The organism is Vibrio sp. Vb1574 (genome assembly GCF_033338675.1).
Map to the genome: position 1 here is coordinate 1 of NZ_JAWOTC010000053.1, position 18,045 is coordinate 18,045.

The 18,045-nt window shown below is 45.4% G+C and carries 14 protein-coding genes and 1 pseudogene; 9 read left to right on the top strand and 6 right to left on the bottom strand.

Annotation, left to right across the window (positions count from 1 at the left end; translation table 11 throughout):
- The 3 genes from R7O12_RS21535 to R7O12_RS21545 form a co-directional block, all read right to left on the bottom strand.
- The coding region (locus tag R7O12_RS21535; RefSeq protein WP_318126366.1) for a GntR family transcriptional regulator at nucleotides 1-144 on the bottom strand (144 nt) is incomplete at its 3' end.
- Nucleotides 145-296: 152 nt separating this feature from the next.
- The gene (locus R7O12_RS21540; protein WP_318105200.1) at nucleotides 297-1,829 is read right to left on the bottom strand and encodes an aldehyde dehydrogenase (NADP(+)); all 1,533 of its coding nucleotides are present in this window, start codon (nucleotides 1,827-1,829) and stop codon (nucleotides 297-299) included.
- Between the two features lie 21 nt (nucleotides 1,830-1,850).
- Complete coding sequence (locus R7O12_RS21545; protein ID WP_318126355.1) at nucleotides 1,851-2,852, bottom strand: 4-hydroxyproline epimerase; 1,002 nt, start codon at nucleotides 2,850-2,852, stop codon at nucleotides 1,851-1,853.
- Nucleotides 2,853-2,961: 109 nt separating this feature from the next.
- Between R7O12_RS21545 and R7O12_RS21550 the strand changes: the two genes are divergently transcribed.
- The 7 genes and pseudogenes from R7O12_RS21550 to R7O12_RS21580 all read left to right on the top strand — a co-directional run bounded on the left by R7O12_RS21550 (nucleotide 2,962) and on the right by R7O12_RS21580 (nucleotide 10,766).
- Nucleotides 2,962-4,218, top strand: coding sequence for an NAD(P)/FAD-dependent oxidoreductase (locus R7O12_RS21550; protein ID WP_104975267.1), 1,257 nt, complete (start codon nucleotides 2,962-2,964; stop codon nucleotides 4,216-4,218).
- A gap of 123 nt (nucleotides 4,219-4,341) precedes the next feature.
- On the top strand, nucleotides 4,342-5,415 hold the full coding sequence (locus R7O12_RS21555) for a polyamine ABC transporter substrate-binding protein (RefSeq protein ID WP_017820893.1): 1,074 nt from the start codon (nucleotides 4,342-4,344) through the stop codon (nucleotides 5,413-5,415).
- An 86-nt stretch (nucleotides 5,416-5,501) separates the two neighbouring features.
- Nucleotides 5,502-6,476 carry an ornithine cyclodeaminase family protein gene (locus R7O12_RS21560; RefSeq protein WP_005377853.1) on the top strand — a complete coding sequence of 325 codons (975 nt, stop codon included), beginning with the start codon at nucleotides 5,502-5,504 and terminating at the stop codon, nucleotides 6,474-6,476.
- Between the two features lie 56 nt (nucleotides 6,477-6,532).
- Nucleotides 6,533-7,447 carry a dihydrodipicolinate synthase family protein gene (locus tag R7O12_RS21565; RefSeq protein ID WP_005377851.1) on the top strand — a complete coding sequence of 305 codons (915 nt, stop codon included), beginning with the start codon at nucleotides 6,533-6,535 and terminating at the stop codon, nucleotides 7,445-7,447.
- A gap of 73 nt (nucleotides 7,448-7,520) precedes the next feature.
- The gene (locus R7O12_RS21570; RefSeq protein ID WP_005377849.1) at nucleotides 7,521-8,642 is read left to right on the top strand and encodes an ABC transporter ATP-binding protein; all 1,122 of its coding nucleotides are present in this window, start codon (nucleotides 7,521-7,523) and stop codon (nucleotides 8,640-8,642) included.
- Nucleotides 8,639-9,915 (top strand): annotated as a pseudogene (locus R7O12_RS21575) (ABC transporter permease). Before R7O12_RS21570 ends, R7O12_RS21575 begins: the two are co-directional and overlap by 4 nt.
- Before the next feature lie 2 nt (nucleotides 9,916-9,917).
- Entirely contained in the window at nucleotides 9,918-10,766 is an 849-nt protein-coding gene (locus R7O12_RS21580) for an ABC transporter permease (protein ID WP_025766753.1), read from the top strand.
- 120 nt (nucleotides 10,767-10,886) lie between these two features.
- On the opposite strand, the gene R7O12_RS21585 is transcribed toward R7O12_RS21580, so the two are convergent.
- Nucleotides 10,887-11,321 carry a hypothetical protein gene (locus R7O12_RS21585; protein ID WP_318105170.1) on the bottom strand — a complete coding sequence of 145 codons (435 nt, stop codon included), beginning with the start codon at nucleotides 11,319-11,321 and terminating at the stop codon, nucleotides 10,887-10,889.
- A 444-nt stretch (nucleotides 11,322-11,765) separates the two neighbouring features.
- Between R7O12_RS21585 and R7O12_RS21590 the strand changes: the two genes are divergently transcribed.
- Nucleotides 11,766-12,299: a hypothetical protein gene (locus tag R7O12_RS21590; RefSeq protein ID WP_054574080.1), complete on the top strand. Its 534-nt coding sequence runs from the start codon at nucleotides 11,766-11,768 to the stop codon at nucleotides 12,297-12,299.
- A 350-nt stretch (nucleotides 12,300-12,649) separates the two neighbouring features.
- Nucleotides 12,650-15,094 carry a collagenase gene (locus tag R7O12_RS21595; protein WP_318126357.1) on the top strand — a complete coding sequence of 815 codons (2,445 nt, stop codon included), beginning with the start codon at nucleotides 12,650-12,652 and terminating at the stop codon, nucleotides 15,092-15,094.
- Between the two features lie 160 nt (nucleotides 15,095-15,254).
- On the opposite strand, the gene R7O12_RS21600 is transcribed toward R7O12_RS21595, so the two are convergent.
- Nucleotides 15,255-17,051, bottom strand: a complete 1,797-nt coding sequence (locus R7O12_RS21600; protein ID WP_047100690.1) for an aminopeptidase P family protein — start codon at nucleotides 17,049-17,051, stop codon at nucleotides 15,255-15,257.
- On the bottom strand, nucleotides 17,051-18,043 hold the full coding sequence (locus tag R7O12_RS21605) for an ABC transporter ATP-binding protein (RefSeq protein WP_047100689.1): 993 nt from the start codon (nucleotides 18,041-18,043) through the stop codon (nucleotides 17,051-17,053). Before R7O12_RS21605 ends, R7O12_RS21600 begins: the two co-directional genes overlap by 1 nt.
- Between the last annotated feature and the right edge of the window lie 2 nt (nucleotides 18,044-18,045).

The following is an 18,045-nucleotide window of genomic DNA, read 5'->3' on the forward strand; positions in this document are numbered from 1 at the left end:
AGGAATTCGGCTAACATTAAACTCTTTTGCTAACGCATCTTGACGTAAAGGTTGACCAGTTTTTAACTCGCCCTTCAAGATCTGAGTTCGAATTGCTTCCTCAACGAGCTGAGTGCGCGTTTTAAAAACAGGTTTCTGTGACATTGAAGTCTCCCCTGAAATTAATATTGTATCCAATCCATTTTACTTTAGTAGTTTATTGTTTTTCTGGCACAAACCAACTAGGAAAGAAGGTTTTGAGAAGTAGAGTGAAATAAAAGGCATCAGTTGATGCCTTTTTGAGCCATTTGGTGGGCTTATTGGGACACACTGCCATCTATGGCGCGTTGGATACCCAGTGGGTTCGACGCTTTTAATGAATCCGGCAATAAAGATTCTGGCAAAGCTTGATAAGAGACCGGACGCAACCAACGATGAATAGCCTCCGCACCGACAGATGTTGAGGCAGAATTGGTTGAAGCCGGATATGGTCCACCATGAACCATAGCGTAACCAACCTCGACGCCAGTTGGCCAACCGTTGAATACAAGGCGTCCGGCGATTTCTTCCAAACTTGGAAGCAGTTGCTTGGCTTGTTCTTCGTCTTCAGCGGTAGCGTGAAGGGTTGCGGTGAGCGATCCAGTCAGTGAATCACTCAGTTTCAACATGTCATCGAAATCTTCACAGATTACGATTAACGATTGAGGACCAAATATTTCTTCCTCCCATTGCGGGTTTTCACGCCAGTTTTTACTGTCCGTCACGAACAGTGCTGGTGAGACATTGGTCGCTTCTGCTTGTTCAGAACGAGTGACGTTAATGCCTGTTTCGGAAGCTCGCTTATCCACTTCGGATTCATACGTTTCTCGGATTCCTTGCGTTAGCAAAGTGGCCGTTGATTGTTGTCGAATTAACCCTTGAGCGATTTCGATAAAGGCTTGCGTTTCTGGGCTATTCAAGACAAATACAATGCCTGGTTTTGTACAAAATTGTCCACAGCCCAAAGTCATAGAAGCCACAAATTCTTCAGCCAATGATGCGTTTGCCCGTATGGCTGAAGGGAGAATAAATGTTGGATTAATCGCCCCTAGTTCGCCATAGAAGGGGATTGGCTCTGGTCTTTGCTGGGCTAGATTGAACAGCGCACGGCCACCACCGACTGAACCTGTAAACCCAACCCCTTTAATTTTTGGATGGGTAACGAGTGCTTGGCCAAGTGCACGTTTGTTACCTTGCAATAGCGTGAAGATGGCTTGCGGTAAGCACTCTTTCTCAAGTGCAGCCTCAATACACTCAGCAACAAGTTGACTGGTGCCAGGGTGGGCGGTATGGCCTTTTACAATCACAGGGCAGCCAGCAGCCAGTGCCGAAGCCGTATCGCCACCTGCAGTAGAAAATGCGAGCGGAAAATTAGACGCACCAAACACGGCGACAGGGCCAATTGCGATTTGTTGACGGCGAATATCTGGTTTTGGCAGTGGTTGACGGTTTGGGTTTGGCGTATCGAAAATTGCTTGATGGTGATTACCCGATCTCACAACCTCGGCAAATAGTCTTAATTGGTTCGCGGTACGTCCTATTTCGCCGCTTAAACGTGCTTCGGGAAGGGCAGTTTCTAAATGAGCACGAGCAACGATTTCTTCACTCTTCACTTCCAATTCAGAGGCGATAGAGCAAAGTAAGCTCGATCGCTTTGCATTACTTAGTTGGCGAAACTCACGCGCAACGTTTTGGGCGGCTGAGGCGGCTTGATTAACTTCTTGCTCTCCATGTACCGGAAACGCAATAGGTAGAGGCTCACCAGTAAAGGCGTTGACTGCGTAAAAAGTGGTTGGTTCTTGTGGGTTCATCATTCTTCCTTACTATCCTTATTACTTCACTTCAAATCCGTACGCATATGGATCTTCATCGTCTACCCATATTGTGTTGTGACCGTATACTTGTGCCAATCCTTCAATACTTGGCAAAATAGCGGCTTTGCCATTCACTTCGGTAATGCCTTCTATACGTCCTTGAAATAGGCTGCCGATGATACTTTCGTGAACAAAGTCTTCTCCTTGATTGAGTTTGCCTCTTGCATGCCATTGCGCCATGCGTGCACTAGTACCCGTACCACATGGCGAGCGATCCAACGCTTTGTCGCCGTAAAACACAGCATTTCGAGCGGTGGCGTTTTCTTGAGTGGGCTCTCCGGTCCATAGCACGTGAGAAACACCGCACACTGTCGGATCTTCTGGATGTACGCACTCAACCGCTCGAGATACCGCTTCGCGAACTTTTGGAGAAAGCATCAAAATTTCATCTGGAGAGTAGTGTTCAAGTCCGGCGTAGTTTTCTTGAGGGTCGACGATTACGTAATAGTTTCCGCCATAAGCAACATCGACAGTGAGCTCACCTAAGCCCTCTATGTCCACGGTTACGTCTTGGTGGGCAAGGTAAGCCGGTACGTTAAATATCTTTACCGACGTGACCTTGTCACCTTTTGTTTGGTAGTGCACTTCGATTTGTCCTGCTGGGACATCAAGTATCAAACGACCTTCTTTTTGGGGAGTGATAAGGCGATTTTCGATAGCGGTGGTGACGGTTCCAATGGTGCCGTGGCCACACATTGGTAAGCAGCCACTGGTTTCAATAAACAGAATTGAAGCGTCTGCGTTATCGCTGCAAGGAGGCAAGACAACGGACCCCGACATCATTGAGTGTCCGCGAGGCTCAAACATGAGTGCCTGACGAATCCAATCATAATGCTCAAGAAAGTATTGGCGCTTTTCGCTCATGGTATTGCCTTCGAGTGGAGGCACACCGCCTGCGACCAGCCTAACTGGGTTGCCGCAGGTGTGGGCATCAATACAGAAAAAAGTTCCTTGTCTCATTTTTCGCTCCTTGCTGAAAAAATGGTTGAATTAAACAATAGTGATGTTAACGTAATGTAAAATATATTGTATACAATCTACGTTTTCAAGTGTGACTCGGAGCATATTTATGTTGGTCAAGGATGAAACAAAAAAGGAAAGGATCGCCGTGATAGGTGCGGGGATTATTGGCTTATCAATTGGATTGAAGTTGCAGCAGCAAGGTTATCAAGTCACAATTTTTGATCCCAATGGCGTGGGGAATGGATGCTCTAAGGGAAATGCAGGTCATATCGCGACTGAGCAAATCTTCCCTCTTGCAACGCCAGCGCTGCTTCCACAATTACCTAAAATGCTGCTAGATCCCAAAAGTCCGGTTTCGATCCGTTGGCAAGATATTCCAAGCACTATCGGGTGGATGATTCGTTTTCTATTACAAACAAAGCCATCAGCCGCGGAGCAGGCAAAAAACGCGATTAAAACTCTTAACGAGCGGTCAGTGGCAAGTTGGCGTGGCGTGCTTGATTCAATCGGAAAAGCGCATCTAATAAAAATGAATGGTTCATTGCTCACTTTTGAAAACGAGAAACTGTTTAAAGACTACCAAAGTACGCTTAACTCACTGGCCAAAAACGGTGTGGCGTATCAAGTTTGGACGCAAGAGGCGATTCGAAAGCGGATACCTGATCTCAGCCATAAGGTTCGTGTCGGCGTCTTTTTTCCCGATACAGGACATACGCTAGACCCTTATCAGATCTGTGTTGAGCTAAGTGAAGCTTTTGAAGCTCTTGGCGGTAAGATTTTACAAAAAGGTGTATCTGCGTTGGAGAAAAATGGTGATGTGTTGGTTGAGTCTCAAACACATTCATTTGACCGAATCATTGTTGCCGCTGGTGTACATTCTAAGCCTTTGATATGGCAGCTAACCGGAGTCAAAGTGCCTATGCAAGCCGAGCGTGGTTATCACCTAATGGTGGATGACAAGCGTGATGTACTGCCATTTCCTATTAGCTCTGCCGATAGAAAATTCATCATGACTCCGATGTCTGGCGGGCTACGCTTGGCAGGCACTGTTGAGTATGCCGATGTAGAATCACCACCCAATATGAAACGTTCAGAAATGCTTTTTCAGTTAGGTGATGAGATGTTTGAATCGGAGTTAAATCCACTCAAGCAAGGAGAAAAGTGGATGGGTAATCGGCCTTCAACAGTCGACTCGTTACCGGTTATTGATAGCATTTGGGATGGAAATGTATTACTGGCATTTGGCCACCAACACCTTGGATTAACTCAAGCGGCGATTACGGCAGATCTCCTTTTAGAGCTTATCGAAGGAAAGCCGACATCGATTGATCTATCACCTTTTTCATTACAACGATTCGCCTGAAAAATTTAATATTAAATATTGTATAAAATATATTAAATGCTAATGTTAACTTAATTTTAACAAAAATGGTGTCCAACAGCCGTACTCGGATGCCTCCAGAAAAACAACCAAAAGGAGTAAAACATGTCACGAATGACCAAAGCACCATTGGCGCTGTTGATTTCAGGAATGCTGTTGGGGGCCTCTGCTTATGCTGAAGACAAATTGACGGTCGTATCTTGGGGTGGTGCATTCACCAAGAGCCAAGTGGAGGCATATCATAAGCCTTTCATTAAAAAAACAGGTGTTGAGATCGTATCCGAGGATTTCAGCGGCGGATTAGCTGAAATTAAAGCACAGGTGGAAGCGAACAACGTGCGCTGGGATTTGGTTTCTCTCGACAAGCCAGACATTGTTCGTGGTTGCGCCGAAGGGTTACTAGAACCAGTGAACCCAAGTATTTTGCCTCCGGGCGCAGATGGAACACCAGCACAAGAGGATTTTATTGATGGTGCGATTCACGAGTGCGCAATCAATACCATCGTAGTGTCCACTGTATTAGCGGTGAACGAAGACGCGTTTAAAGGTAAGGCTTTGCCAAGCAAGTTGACCGATCTTTTTGACCTAAAAACTTTTCCAGGTCGACGTGCATTGCAAAAACAACCTCAGGGCAATCTTGAGTGGGCACTATTGGCTGATGGTGTAAAGCCAGAAGAGGTCTACAGCCTGCTCGAAACCGAAGCGGGGCGTGAGCGTGCTTTTGCTAAGTTGGATACGATCAAATCAGAAGTACTGTGGTGGACAACAGGTGCCCAGCCACCTCAAATGCTTGCAGACAAAGAAGTGGTGATCGCCTCGGCGTTTAACGGCCGAATCCACAATGCCCGTAAGGATGAAGGTCAACCATTTCGGATTATATGGGACCGTCAAATGGGTTACATGAATGGATGGGCGATACCTAAAGGGAGTGAGAACACAAAGCTTGCATTGGACTTCATTGCTTTTTCTTCAGGAACAAAACCATTAGCTGATCAAGCTAAGTACGTTGCCTATGGGCCTACGCGTAAGTCGTCTTCGGCGGAGGTGAACCCAGACATTTTAGCGAACCTTCCTACCGCACCTCAAAACTTCCAAACCGCCTTCCTGATTAACGATGAATGGTGGTCAGACTACGCGGATGAACTCAATGAAGAGTTCAATACCTGGCTGCTTAACTAGGCGTTAATTTGTGTATGGGGTCGAGTTTTCATCCATAAGCGAGGTTCCGTACTTTCCTCAACTGTATTTATGTTTTCGGAGAAATGATGAAAGTCATCGAAGCACAGCAAGTCGCGCAATGTTTAACAATGAAGTCTCTTATTGAAACGATGCGTGAAATGTACTCGCGGCCAGCAACAATACCTCAACGCCGAGTCATGCCCTTAGAAGAGGGAGAATACGAGGCGTTTGCGCTACTTCCAGCTTGGAACCAGGAGTTGATTGCGGTGAAAGCCTTTACGTATTTCCCGCATAACCCTGAGCAAGGCAAAGATACGCTTGCATCTAAGCTGCTTGTTTTTAGACGAAACGATGGTGAGCCGCTCGCACTCGTGGACGGTAAAGTTTTAACGTTTTGGCGCACCGCCGCAGCTTCTGCGTTGGCAGCGGACTATTTGGCGCGTCCCGATGCTGATCGTCTGTTGATCTGCGGAACGGGCAATCTTGCGCCTTATTTTGCGTGGGCATACGCTGCGGTTCGCCCACTTAAGCAGGTTTATATTTGGGGGCGTAACTCAGATAAAGCCGAGGCGACGGTAGATGCCATTGTGTCATCTTCAGAGTATCAGTCGCTTCCTGATGAGCGTCGGTTTCGCGTTTCAGTCGTAGAAAAAGTGGACCACGTTATCAAACACGTTGACATCATCAGCTGTATTACTGCATCAGCAGAGCCTTTGTTTAATGGCGCAGACGTGCAGCCGGGCACCCATATTGATTTGGTCGGTAATCATGACTTGGACAAGCGTGAATGTGACTCCGAAGCAGTGCAACGAGCACAGGTGTATGTTGATAGCCGTATTAATGTATTAGCCGAAGCGGGCGATCTTCTCATTCCAATTCAAGAGGGCGTATTCACGTCAGACGATATCAAAGGGGAATTACCGCAGCTTTGCGCCCAACAAATCTCAGGACGTCAAAACGATGAGGTCATTACTTTATACAAATCAGTTGGCAGTGCTTTGGCTGATTTGGCCGCTGTAAAGGCGGTGTTGTTAGAAAATGGCATAGATAGCCATGTCTGAGCATTTTCGCTCGTTCATTTAAATTGCATACAATATACATATAAGGAAAGTAGTTCATGAAAATTGATTGGAAAGGTGTTTATCCGGCGGTCAGTACGCAATTTCGTCAAGATCAGTCAATTGACTTAGACGCAACGCAAACCGTTATAGACAACCAGATTAAAGATGGTGTGAATGGCATTATCTGCTTGGGTACTGTCGGTGAGAACTGCGCGTTGTACCCGGAGGAGAAACGCCAGGTTTTGCAAGCGGCAAAAGAAGTCGTAAATGGCCGTGTGCCTTTGATTGCTGGTACAGCAGAGTCTATTACCACAGCAGCTGTTGATTACATGCAGGATGCGTACAAAATTGGTATCGATGGTTGTATGGTGATGCCTGCCATGGTTTACCGCACGTCTGAGAGCGAAACGTTCGAATATTACCGCACGCTAGCAGAAGCAACGCCAGAAATGCCAATCATGATTTACAACAACCCGGTTGCTTATGGTGTCGATGTAAACCTCGATATCATGGCGAAACTGGCTGAGTTTGAAAGTATTGTAGCTATCAAAGAGTCGACCACTGATACTCGTCGTATCACCGAGCTTTACAATAAATTTGATGACCGCTTTACCGTGTTCAGTGGTGTTGATGACATCGCTCTTGAATCATTGATGCTAGGTGCGACCGGCTGGATTTCTGGTTTAACCAACGCATTCCCAGAAGAGTCCGTTGCGATTTATAAACTGGCAAGCCAAGGTCGTTATGCTGAAGCGTTAGAGATCTACCGTTGGTTCTTACCCCTACTGCGTTTAGACACCATTCCTACGCTGGTTCAGTGCATAAAATTGGCCGAGCAAGTCTGCGGACGTGGCTCTGAACAAGTTCGTGCGCCACGCCAACTCTTACAAGGTGAAGAGCGTCAACAAGTCATTCAAATGGTTGAACATGCGTTAGAAACCCGCTTAGACCTATCCAAATACAATCTGTAATTGTGCTGTTTAGTAGAGCGTTAACTGACGCTCTACTCATTCGTAATATTCAAAAAATGAGAAGAGGGAAGTCATGAGCACGGAAAACAAGGACTATGTCAGCTTTCAACACGTTAAGAAAACCTACGATGGCACGAATTTGGTGGTGAAAGACTTCAACTTAGATATTACTCCTGGAGAGTTCGTTACTATGTTGGGGCCGTCAGGATCGGGCAAGACCACTTGCTTGATGATGCTAGCAGGCTTTGAAACTGCGACCGGTGGAGACATTTATATCGATGGCGTTCCTGTCAATCATCTCGCGCCGCACAAGCGCGATATTGGTATGGTGTTTCAAAACTATGCGTTGTTTCCACATATGACCATTGCTGAGAATCTTGCGTTTCCTTTAAAGGTGCGAAAACTCGACAGTGACACGATTCAAAGCAAAGTTCAGAGTGTATTAGAAATGGTCGAGCTTGAGCATGTTGCGACTCGATACCCGAAGCAGTTATCAGGTGGTCAACAACAGCGTGTTGCGTTAGCGCGAGCATTAGTGTTTGAGCCTAAACTCGTGTTGATGGATGAACCACTAGGCGCGTTAGATAAGCAGCTGCGTGAGCAAATGCAGATGGAAATTAAACATTTGCATGAAAAGCTTGGCATTACCATTTTGTATGTGACGCACGATCAAGACGAAGCTCTCACTATGTCCGACCGTATTGCGGTTTTTAATCACGGCGAAGTGCAACAACTCGCGACACCAACCGAGCTTTATGAATCTCCGAGTAATACGTTTGTTGCGCAGTTTATCGGAGAAAACAACCAACTCTCAGGTTTAGTCAAAGAGTGGAACGGAAAGTATTGCCAAGTGCTCGTTGGGAAAGAGTTATTTACTGCGAAACCTGTCAGAGTCTCTGAGCAAGGGCAGAGAACAACACTTTCCATTCGACCAGAAAAGATTGTTATTCAACCAGAGAAAGCGTCTTGTGAGAACCAAGTCTCGGGCGTCCTACGAGAATTGATTTATCACGGTGATCATTATCGTCTGGTCGTCGAAGTAGAGAGCGTTGGTCACTTCATCGTTAAAGTACCTAACGATAATCGTAAACACTTGCAGTTAACGCCTGGCTCAATTTGTCGTATTGGTTGGCAAAGTGACGATTGCCATGCTCTTGATGGGACACAAACTCAAAGTAGCGAGGTAGCAGCATGAGTCGAGAGCTAACCGCATTAGATTCTGTATTGGAAATCGAACGCCAAGTTCATGAGCAAGAAACCAATCTGAAAGCGCAGCTGCAAAAGGCAGAGCGCCGAAAAAAGCTTCGCTCCATTATGCTCACAACGCCATTGGTGTGTTTTATTCTGCTTACGTTTGCTTTTCCTATCCTCGACATGCTTTTTCGAAGCGTGGATAACCGAGAAATATCCCAGTCACTCCCACAAACTATTCAAGCTTTAGAAAGTTGGGATTATCAAGGTCAGCCTCATCAAGAAGTCATTGAGGCATTCTCTGTTGAGGTACTTGCGCTTTATCAAAGCAAAGAGCTACCGAAAATAGCCAACCGGATGAATATTGAAGAGTCTGGTATGCGCAGTTTACTCATGAAAACCGGCAGAAAGTTGTCTCGGTTGACGTCGCTGCCGATCTCGGTGACACAGCTAGCTAAGCTGGATAAGCGTTGGGCTAATCCTAAATATTGGGCGGCGTTTAAGAATCTTAGTGGCGCATTAACATTCAGTCATTATCTTGCAGCGCTAGACTTGCAAGTGAATGAGTTTGGAGACATTGAGCCCCAACCAGAAAAACGCCAAATATACGTCGACCTTTTCTTTAAAACTTTTTGGATGTCTATCTCAATCACCTTAATTTGTTTGGTGATGGCGTACCCCGTTGCTTACCTGCTTGCCAATTTACCTGATAAGCGCGCGAACTTACTTTTAATTATTGTGCTGCTGCCATTTTGGACATCATTGTTAGTCAGAACCACGTCTTGGATTGTTCTGCTGCAAAACCAAGGGGTCATTAATGATCTCCTTATTTGGTCGGGTTTTACTTCTGAGCGAATTCAGATGATTCACAATACCTTCGGAACGGTGGTGTCTATGGTGCACATTCTGTTGCCGTTTATGATCCTGCCTCTGTATAGCGTAATGAAAGGAATTAGCCCAACTTATTTCCGTGCCGCTCGTTCTCTAGGCGCGACGCCTTTCATTGCGTTCATCAAAGTTTATATGCCGCTTACGTTACCGGGGATAGGTGCGGGGGCCTTACTTTCATTCTTTCTATTGGCTTCTACATTACGCCCGCTTTGGTTGGTGGAAGAAGCGGACAGATGATCTCCAATATGATTGCCTATCATATGCAGACATCACTGAACTGGGGGATGGCTGGCGCATTGGGTGGACTGCTTTTGTTCGTTGTACTGGTTCTGTTTTATATATTCAACCGTGTGGTTGGTATTAATAACCTTAAGGTAGGAGGATAACCATGGCATTACCAAACTATGCATCAAAAGTAGAGCGAGTTGCTTACGCAGGTTACTTAGCTTTTTGTGGGTTGGTGCTGTTCTTTTTAATCGCTCCAATTCTGACCATCATCCCGTTATCGTTTAATGCAACGCCTTACTTTACTTTTACCGAGGGGATGTTAAACCTTGATTCGGAAGCGTATTCTACTCGCTGGTATCAAGAAATGTTTACTAGTGATCAGTGGCTGTTGGCGCTGAAAAATAGCACGTTCATTGCTTTTATGGCGACACTCGTTGCAACAGGGCTGGGAACTCTGGCGGCGTTGGGTTTAGCCAGTAGTAATTTGCCTTTTCGCAATACGATTATGGCGCTGTTGATCTCACCCATGATCGTACCAGTCATTATCTCTGCTGCTGCGATGTACTTTTTCTACACGCGCCTTGGCTTGTCACAAACTTATCTAGGCGTCATTTTGGCACACGCTGCTTTAGGTACGCCTTTTGTCGTCATTACCGTTACTGCGACGTTAAGCGGCTTTGACCATAGCTTGGTAAAAGCGGCGGCTAGCTTAGGAGCAAACCCTGTTTATACTTTCAGACACATTACCTTTCCGCTGATTCGTCCGGGGATGATTTCTGGCGGCTTGTTTGCTTTTGGCACTTCGTTCGACGAGGTTGTGGTGGCGTTATTCCTGACTGGGGCAGAACAAAAAACCGTTCCGAGGCAGATGTGGTCAGGAATTCGAGAGCAAATTAGTCCGACCATATTGGCGGTCGCTACGTTGTTGATTTTTATGTCGGTGTGTTTGCTCGTGACATTAGAAGTTTTACGTAGACGTAATGTACGCATTCGAGGCATTCAAGAATAACCAAACTTTTGCTTTGTTGGTCACTTTGCACTTTTGTTTAGGGGCACCTCAATTTTTGATCAAATGCGCCTCATTGTAGGCGCTTTTCTTTTGTGTTTGTCGTCAGCGATGACTGACATATCACTCTTGTAGCTTAATGCCAGCTTGCTCGAAACGTGCCAAAGACGACTTGTTTGATTGCTGATACCAACTAGCTGGCATGTTTGATTTAAGTCGCGCTTTTTCTTCCTTGCTAATCACAACATAATGCAAAAACGTATCAAGTGTGGTTCCCATCACGTCAAATGTCATTTCCCCATCTTTGCTGATGGCTTTCAATAACCCAACCACGGTTTCCTCAGAGACTAACGGTTCAACCACCGCGTTTTTTCGCTCTTTTATTGATGTTGAAGCGGGCAGTCTTGCACGTGCCGTCTCCCAGCAAACTTTGTTGGTTTTACTGACAAGGTTGTGCTTGTAGCAGTAGTAACTGAATAAAAAGCGTGGCAGGTTTTGCCAGCGTTCGGCTTGGACTTCTAACCAAAGGTGTTGTAGCTCAATATCAGCGTCGGTCATAAATATTATGGAAGATTATTAAAGTAGTGGCATTCTAACGTTTCATCAGCGATGCCGTCTATGATTCGGTTACTTCCCATCTTTATGTTGACACTTTGATTTTCAATGAAACAGTGACTTCTTATTACTGTAAATAGTGAGTGATTTGTCCAGTTTCTGACATTAGTGTTTGACTTGGGTAGTAGAGTGTGGGCGTTTTTGTTTTGAAGCGTCAATATACATCATCACATACTTACGTCTTACTCTTTCTGAAATAAATACTTTTATCAAAGTAACTGTGTGATTTTCATTCAAATAGTATGTGTTTCATGGTGATGAAAATTCTGTTTATTGCGCTACAATCGAGTGTCGTTCGTAGAATGTAGCCTAATGACGAAAACCTTGCGTCTTCTATCTGGCTTTTTGTGTGCTACTTTTTAATAAGTATCTTTTGGGTGGGTTTTTATGTTTGGAGTTAAAAGAAATGCTGCTATCTCTGGCTTGTACCAAGCGAGTGAACTTAAAGCAAAGCTGTTCTCCAAGGATTTGGAAATCTTAAGACTTAGAGCTGAAACTGAGTTTAATAAAGTGCTTGATGAGCTACTAAGAATTAAAGATAACAATTCAAGGCTTCGTGAAAGTGGGCTTATTGATAAGCTTGAGCAAGAGAAGTCTAAATGGAACAGTGATCAGCTCAAAGACATCGAGCAACGTATAAGTAATGTCGAGTTCTGTATTAAGGATTGTGCTTTATATGTCAGCAACATTGAGTCCCAATTCGCTGAGGATAGCGGTTTAGGATATGGTGAACTGAGCAGTCGTTCCCTTGAAGACGAGTTGGAAACACTATCTTTTAGTAAGATCCTTAACGCATCTGCACATGAGTACTTTTATAACTCTAAAGAGTATGAAATGTACCTTGAAAACACACCAAATACCGAATTTTTGCACGCGTTAAAAGAGCAAATTACCGCACTCTTCGACCACAAAGCAGCCTAGAACCTACAAAGTATTCCCCCATTGCCCGATTCCTTCTGAAGGGGCTTTGATTCGCGAATTTTTACCGACCCGCTTTGGAGTATACCTAGCCATTTAACGTGCTGGGTATACCCGTTTAACTACACGTTTCTTCTCTAGCTCATCTCTATTTTTTAACAAATACGAATTTTAGAAGCTCACTCCGTGTTCCTTCTAGTACCAAAAACTGACACCGCTACGTTTAGTTGTTAACAAAATGTTTCATCTTGTCTTGCGAGTAGATTATATGGAGATGCTCTTGCAGTAATAAGGGCAGTGGCGATGCAAAAGACGTAATGCATCTAAGGAAAACTCAATATAGAAGAAATTAGATGGAACTGAAGACTTTGAGTGTCGCGATTGCGACAACATTAACCAGCACTGGCGTATTTGCGTTAAGCGAGCCAGTTTCTCAAGTTACAGAGCAACATGCACATTCGGCTCATACACACGGTGTTGAATCCAATCAAGTTGAATACCAACCAACCGCAACTCTCCCTATTCAGCCCTCCAAGGCAACTCGAGTACAGTCACTTGAAAGCCTTGATGAGTCGAGCACTGCTTGTGATTTGGAAGCATTGGTTACCGAAAGCAGCAACCAATTGATCGGCGAAATTTTAAGTCAGGGCGCGACGTGTGTGAACCAGCTATTCTCTGCTGAAAGTCGGATTCAAGAGTCGGTATTTAGTTCCGATCATATGTACAACATTGCGAAGCGTACTACGACATTGGCGGAGGGGTATACAGGTGGCGGGAGCGATGAACTAGAAACGTTGTTCTTATACTTGCGCGCGGGTTATTACGCCGAGTTTTACAATAACAACATCTCATTTATTGAATGGGTTACTCCAGCGGTGAAAGAATCAGTGGATGCGTTTGTTAACAACGCAAACTTCTACGAGAACAGCGATCGTCACGGCAAAGTGCTTAGTGAAGTCATCATCACTATGGATAGTGCGGGCTTGCAGCACGCGTACTTACCACAAGTGACCCAGTGGCTTACTCGTTGGAATGATCAATACGCCCAGCACTGGTATATGCGCAATGCGGTTAATGGTGTTTTCACTATTTTGTTTGGTGGGCAGTGGAACGAGCAATTTGTGCAAGTAATTGGTAACCAAACAGCCCTTGCCAAAGCTTTAGGCGATTTCGCTCTAAGGGCGTCATCAATCGGTGCTGAAGATGAGTTTATGGCCGCGAATGCGGGGCGAGAGCTCGGGCGTCTGACCAAGTATACGGGTAACGCGAGTTCTGTTGTGAAGAGTCAGCTGAGTCGAATCTTTGAACAGTATGAAATGTATGGTCGGGGTGACGCGGTTTGGCTTGCGGCGGCGGACACCGTCTCATATTACGCAGATTGTAGTGAGTTCGGAATTTGTAATTTCGAAACTGAGCTAAAAGGCTTGGTGCTATCGCAAACTTATACTTGTAGCCCGACAATCCGAATTTTGTCTCAGAATATGACGCAAGAGCAACACGCGGCCGCATGTTCTAAAATGGGCTACGAAGAGGGTTACTTTCATCAGTCTTTAGAAACTGGTGAACAACCAGTAAAAGATGACCACAACACTCAGCTCCAAGTCAATATCTTCGATTCAAGCACTGATTATGGTAAGTACGCAGGGCCAATTTTCGATATTAGTACTGACAATGGCGGTATGTACTTGGAGGGCGATCCTTCCCAGCCGGGGAATATTCCCAACTTTATTGCTTATGAAGCCTCTTATGCGAACGCGGATCACTTTGTCTGGAACCTAGAGCACGAATACGTGCATTACTTAGATGGTCGATTTGATCTCTATGGAGGGTTTAGTCATCCAACTGAAAAAATAGTGTGGTGGAGTGAAGGCATTGCAGAGTATGTCGCTCAAGAAAATGACAACCAAGCAGCACTTGAGACGATTCTAGACGGTTCGACATATACCTTAAGTGAGATTTTCGAGACTACTTATGATGGGTTTGATGTCGATCGAATTTATCGTTGGGGGTACTTAGCTGTACGTTTTATGTTTGAAAATCATAAAGATGACGTAAACCAAATGCTGGTGGAAACACGCCAAGGGAATTGGAGCAATTACAAAGCAACGATCACCCAATGGGCGAATTTATATCAAAGTGAGTTTGAGCAGTGGCAGCAAGCCCTTGTCTCAAATGGTGCACCTAATGCAGTCATAACCGCAAACAACAAGGGGAAAGTCGGTGAAAGCATTACATTTAGCAGTGAAAACAGTACAGACCCAAACGGGAAGATCGTCAGCGTCTTATGGGACTTCGGTGATGGCTCGACAAGTACACAAACCAAGCCGACGCACCAATATGGGAGTGAAGGGGAGTATTCGGTCAGTCTAAGTGTGACAGACAGTGAAGGCTTGACGGCAACCGCCACTCATAGTGTTGTTATCTCAACGTTGAGCGGTAATGACACATTGCCACAAGACTGTGCGGTGCAAAGTAAAGTAAGCGGTGGACGCCTAACAGCAGGAGAGCCTGTTTGCTTGGCAAATCAACAAACCATTTGGCTGAGTGTGCCAGCGGTGAATGAGAGCTCAAATCTGGCGATAACGACGGGGAACGGTACGGGCAACCTAAAGCTTGAATACAGTAACTCCGGTTGGCCGGATGATACTAATCGTCACGGGTGGTCAGATAATATTGGTAATGGAGAGTGTATTACGTTGTCAAATCAGAGTAACTACTGGGGCTACGTTAAAGTCTCTGGTGACTTTGAGAATGCCGCCATCGTCGTTGATTTTGATGCTCAGAAGTGTCGTCAGTAGGGCATTTTAACTGCATCATTTTAATTTAATTGATCGCCTCGCTAACATTGCGGGGCGTTTTTGTTTTTTACGCCGTTATCTCTATAAAAAAACCAGCCCGAAGGCTGGCAAACAAGGAGTTTGAGATGAAAATGAAAACGTTATAAAACTTGCTGATATCCTATTTCTCAATAAGTTGGGTTGTGCGTTGAAGCCAGTTTTTATCTTGCGCATCAAGAAAAGGGCTAAGCGCTTGATAGACTCGTGAATGGTAATGATTGAGCCAGTCTAGCTCTGCTTGATCTAGCATTGATAAGTCAAGGGCGTTGGTCGCAATTGGAGCAAGAGTGATGGTCTCAAAACCGTAAAACGTGCCGAACTCATTTTGTTCTACCTCTACAACTTTAAGAATGTTCTCTATTCTTACCCCGTACTCACCTTCGCGATAAACGCCTGGCTCATTAGTAATGACCATACCCGGTTTTAGTTCAACCTCGTGGTGGCTTTGCGAGAAATTTTGTGGGCCTTCGTGAACATTCAAGCAAATGCCCACGCCGTGTCCAGTGCCGCACTTGTAATCAATACCATGTTGCCATAAGACGCCACGCGCCATGATATCAAGATTGGCACCCGTAGAGCCTTTCATGAATCGAGTCTGAGTCAGTCGGATGACCGCTTTGAGCACCAAGGTATAATCTTTGCGCTGCTTAATGGTCGGTGACCCGAAGTGGAAAGTACGGGTGATGTCTGTTGTCCCGCCAAGGTATTGGCCACCAGAATCGACGAGAAAGAAGTTGCTTTCATTGACTGCCGCATTGCTTTCTTCATCGGCGGCATAATGCATTTTTGCCCCGTGAGCTGCGAAGCCTGCGATAGTGCGGAAACTGTCACTCACATAATGTCGGGTTTGACGGCGATAGTGATTCAGTTGTGCCTCAGCAGACAATTCTGTAACGAGTCCGCTTGGAACTTGCTCTTCGAGCCAGTTCATAAACCTTACGATTGCCACACCATCATCTGTTAATGCCTGTTCTAGGCTAGTTAGCTCGGTCGCATTTTTTATGGCCTTCATTGCCGTTACAGGGCAAGCCATTGGCTTTAGATTCACATTCCCTTCAATCGAACTCACCAATAAGCTGTCTGTGTGGGTCGGGTTAAAAGCGAGCGATAATCCCTCACATTGCTGATTCAAATACTGACTTACGTAGTTGTAATGGCGAATGTGTACACTCTGCTCGGTCAGCGCTCTTTCAACGTCTTGAGGCAGTTTGGCTTTATCAATAAACAGTGTCGCAAGTGATTGCTCTACGACTAGATAGGCTTCAGAAACTGGGCAGTAATTCGTATCACCACCTCGAATATTCATTGTCCACATGACATCATCTAGCGTTGACACTAATAAGCTATCTACTTGGTTCTCGGTTAACCAAGAACGGATTCTCGCTAACTTATTTTCTGTGTCAACGCCAGCAAAAGCGGTGGGGTGCTCGAATACGGGTGCACTTGGGCGAGGTGGTCTTTCAAGCCAAATCGGTGTGAGTAAATCCAGGTCGAGAATGATCTTAATGTTTTTCGCTTCAAAGGCTTGTTTGAGGCCTTGATAAAAAGCGTAACTGATGGCGCGCCCGTCAACCGCGATAATACTGTTTTCTGGTAGCGTGGTAGCCAGCCATTTGGCAACTGTCGGCGTTTCTGGTTGTTTGGCTTTAAACAGTTCAAGTCCTGTGCCGTGTAACTGTTCTTCAGCTTGAATATAGTAACGACCATCAGTCCACAGGCCACCACCTTGTTGGGTAATGACGACATCGCCTGCTGAGCCGGTAAAACCTGAAATCCAGCTTCGCGCTAACCAATGATCCGCTGAGTATTCACTGTTATGTGGGTCATTGTTGGTCACGATATATGCAGACACGTTGTGAAAGGACATTGCCTCACGCAATAACGTAAGGCGTTGGTTTACTGAGTTAGTATTGTTCATTAAATGGTTCCTAAAGTCATATTTGAGCAATAGATATGATGCTGCTCCGAGCCTGTTTTTATTGGGTTCTGTTGCCCGCATACTTCTGTTGCTTCTGGGCATCGAGTACGAAAAACGCAACCGCTAGGTGGGTTAAGTGGAGAAGGAAGGTCGCCGGGCAATAGTTGTATTTCACGGTCACGTGCTAATTGCGGATTAGCTATCGGGACAGCAGATAACAGTGCTTTGGTGTAGGGGTGTTGTGCATCATCAAATACTTGATCGTAACGTCCTACTTCCATAGGTTTACCAAGATACATCACCATAACGCGGTCGCTGATATGGCGCACCACGCTTAAGTCATGCGCAATCATCACCAGTGTTAACCCCATTTCTTGTTTAAGATCATCTAGAAGATTGATGACCTGAGCTTGTATGGAGACATCTAGTGCACTAACGGGTTCATCACACACGACCAAATCTGGATTGAGAATTAACGCTCTAGCAATGCCCACACGCTGGCATTGACCTCCGGAAAATTCATGTGGATAGCGGTTTCGCTGGCTCGCCAAGAGACCCACTTTATCCATCATAGCGATGACACGCTTTTCTACCTCAGCCCGTTTAAGTTGCGGCTCATGGGTGAGCAGTGGTTCGGCGATGCATTCTGAGATGGTTAACCTCGGATTCAAACAAGCGGATGGGTCCTGAAACACCATCTGAAATTCTCTACGTCGAGAGGAAAGGTCTTTTTTACTAAACCCGAGCATGTCTTGACCTTTCCAAGTCAACTCGCCATGTGTAGGTTCAATTAAGCGAAGTAAGGCGCGTGCAAGCGTTGATTTTCCGCAGCCTGATTCCCCCACAATGCCAAGTGTTTCACCTCTATAAACATCTAAGTCGATACCATTGACCGCTTTCACGATTTTACGTCGACTTGGAATAAGGTGACGCGAAACAGGAAAGTGGACGTTTAAATCACGAGCAGACATGAGGACTTCTTTTTTGTTCATAA

What these genes read in the sequence shown, in the direction of transcription:
- R7O12_RS21595 (WP_318126357.1), top strand. Translation starts at nt 12,650, where the DNA reads ATGGAACTGAAGACTTTGAGTGTCGCGATTGCGACAACATTAACCAGC.
- R7O12_RS21585 (WP_318105170.1), bottom strand. Translation starts at nt 11,321, where the DNA reads ATGACCGACGCTGATATTGAGCTACAACACCTTTGGTTAGAAGTCCAA.
- R7O12_RS21555 (WP_017820893.1), top strand. Translation starts at nt 4,342, where the DNA reads ATGTCACGAATGACCAAAGCACCATTGGCGCTGTTGATTTCAGGAATG.
- R7O12_RS21605 (WP_047100689.1), bottom strand. Translation starts at nt 18,043, where the DNA reads ATGAACAAAAAAGAAGTCCTCATGTCTGCTCGTGATTTAAACGTCCAC.
- R7O12_RS21560 (WP_005377853.1), top strand. Translation starts at nt 5,502, where the DNA reads ATGAAAGTCATCGAAGCACAGCAAGTCGCGCAATGTTTAACAATGAAG.
- R7O12_RS21565 (WP_005377851.1), top strand. Translation starts at nt 6,533, where the DNA reads ATGAAAATTGATTGGAAAGGTGTTTATCCGGCGGTCAGTACGCAATTT.
- R7O12_RS21600 (WP_047100690.1), bottom strand. Translation starts at nt 17,051, where the DNA reads ATGAACAATACTAACTCAGTAAACCAACGCCTTACGTTATTGCGTGAG.
- R7O12_RS21545 (WP_318126355.1), bottom strand. Translation starts at nt 2,852, where the DNA reads ATGAGACAAGGAACTTTTTTCTGTATTGATGCCCACACCTGCGGCAAC.
- R7O12_RS21590 (WP_054574080.1), top strand. Translation starts at nt 11,766, where the DNA reads ATGTTTGGAGTTAAAAGAAATGCTGCTATCTCTGGCTTGTACCAAGCG.
- R7O12_RS21550 (WP_104975267.1), top strand. Translation starts at nt 2,962, where the DNA reads ATGTTGGTCAAGGATGAAACAAAAAAGGAAAGGATCGCCGTGATAGGT.
- R7O12_RS21580 (WP_025766753.1), top strand. Translation starts at nt 9,918, where the DNA reads ATGGCATTACCAAACTATGCATCAAAAGTAGAGCGAGTTGCTTACGCA.
- R7O12_RS21540 (WP_318105200.1), bottom strand. Translation starts at nt 1,829, where the DNA reads ATGAACCCACAAGAACCAACCACTTTTTACGCAGTCAACGCCTTTACT.
- R7O12_RS21570 (WP_005377849.1), top strand. Translation starts at nt 7,521, where the DNA reads ATGAGCACGGAAAACAAGGACTATGTCAGCTTTCAACACGTTAAGAAA.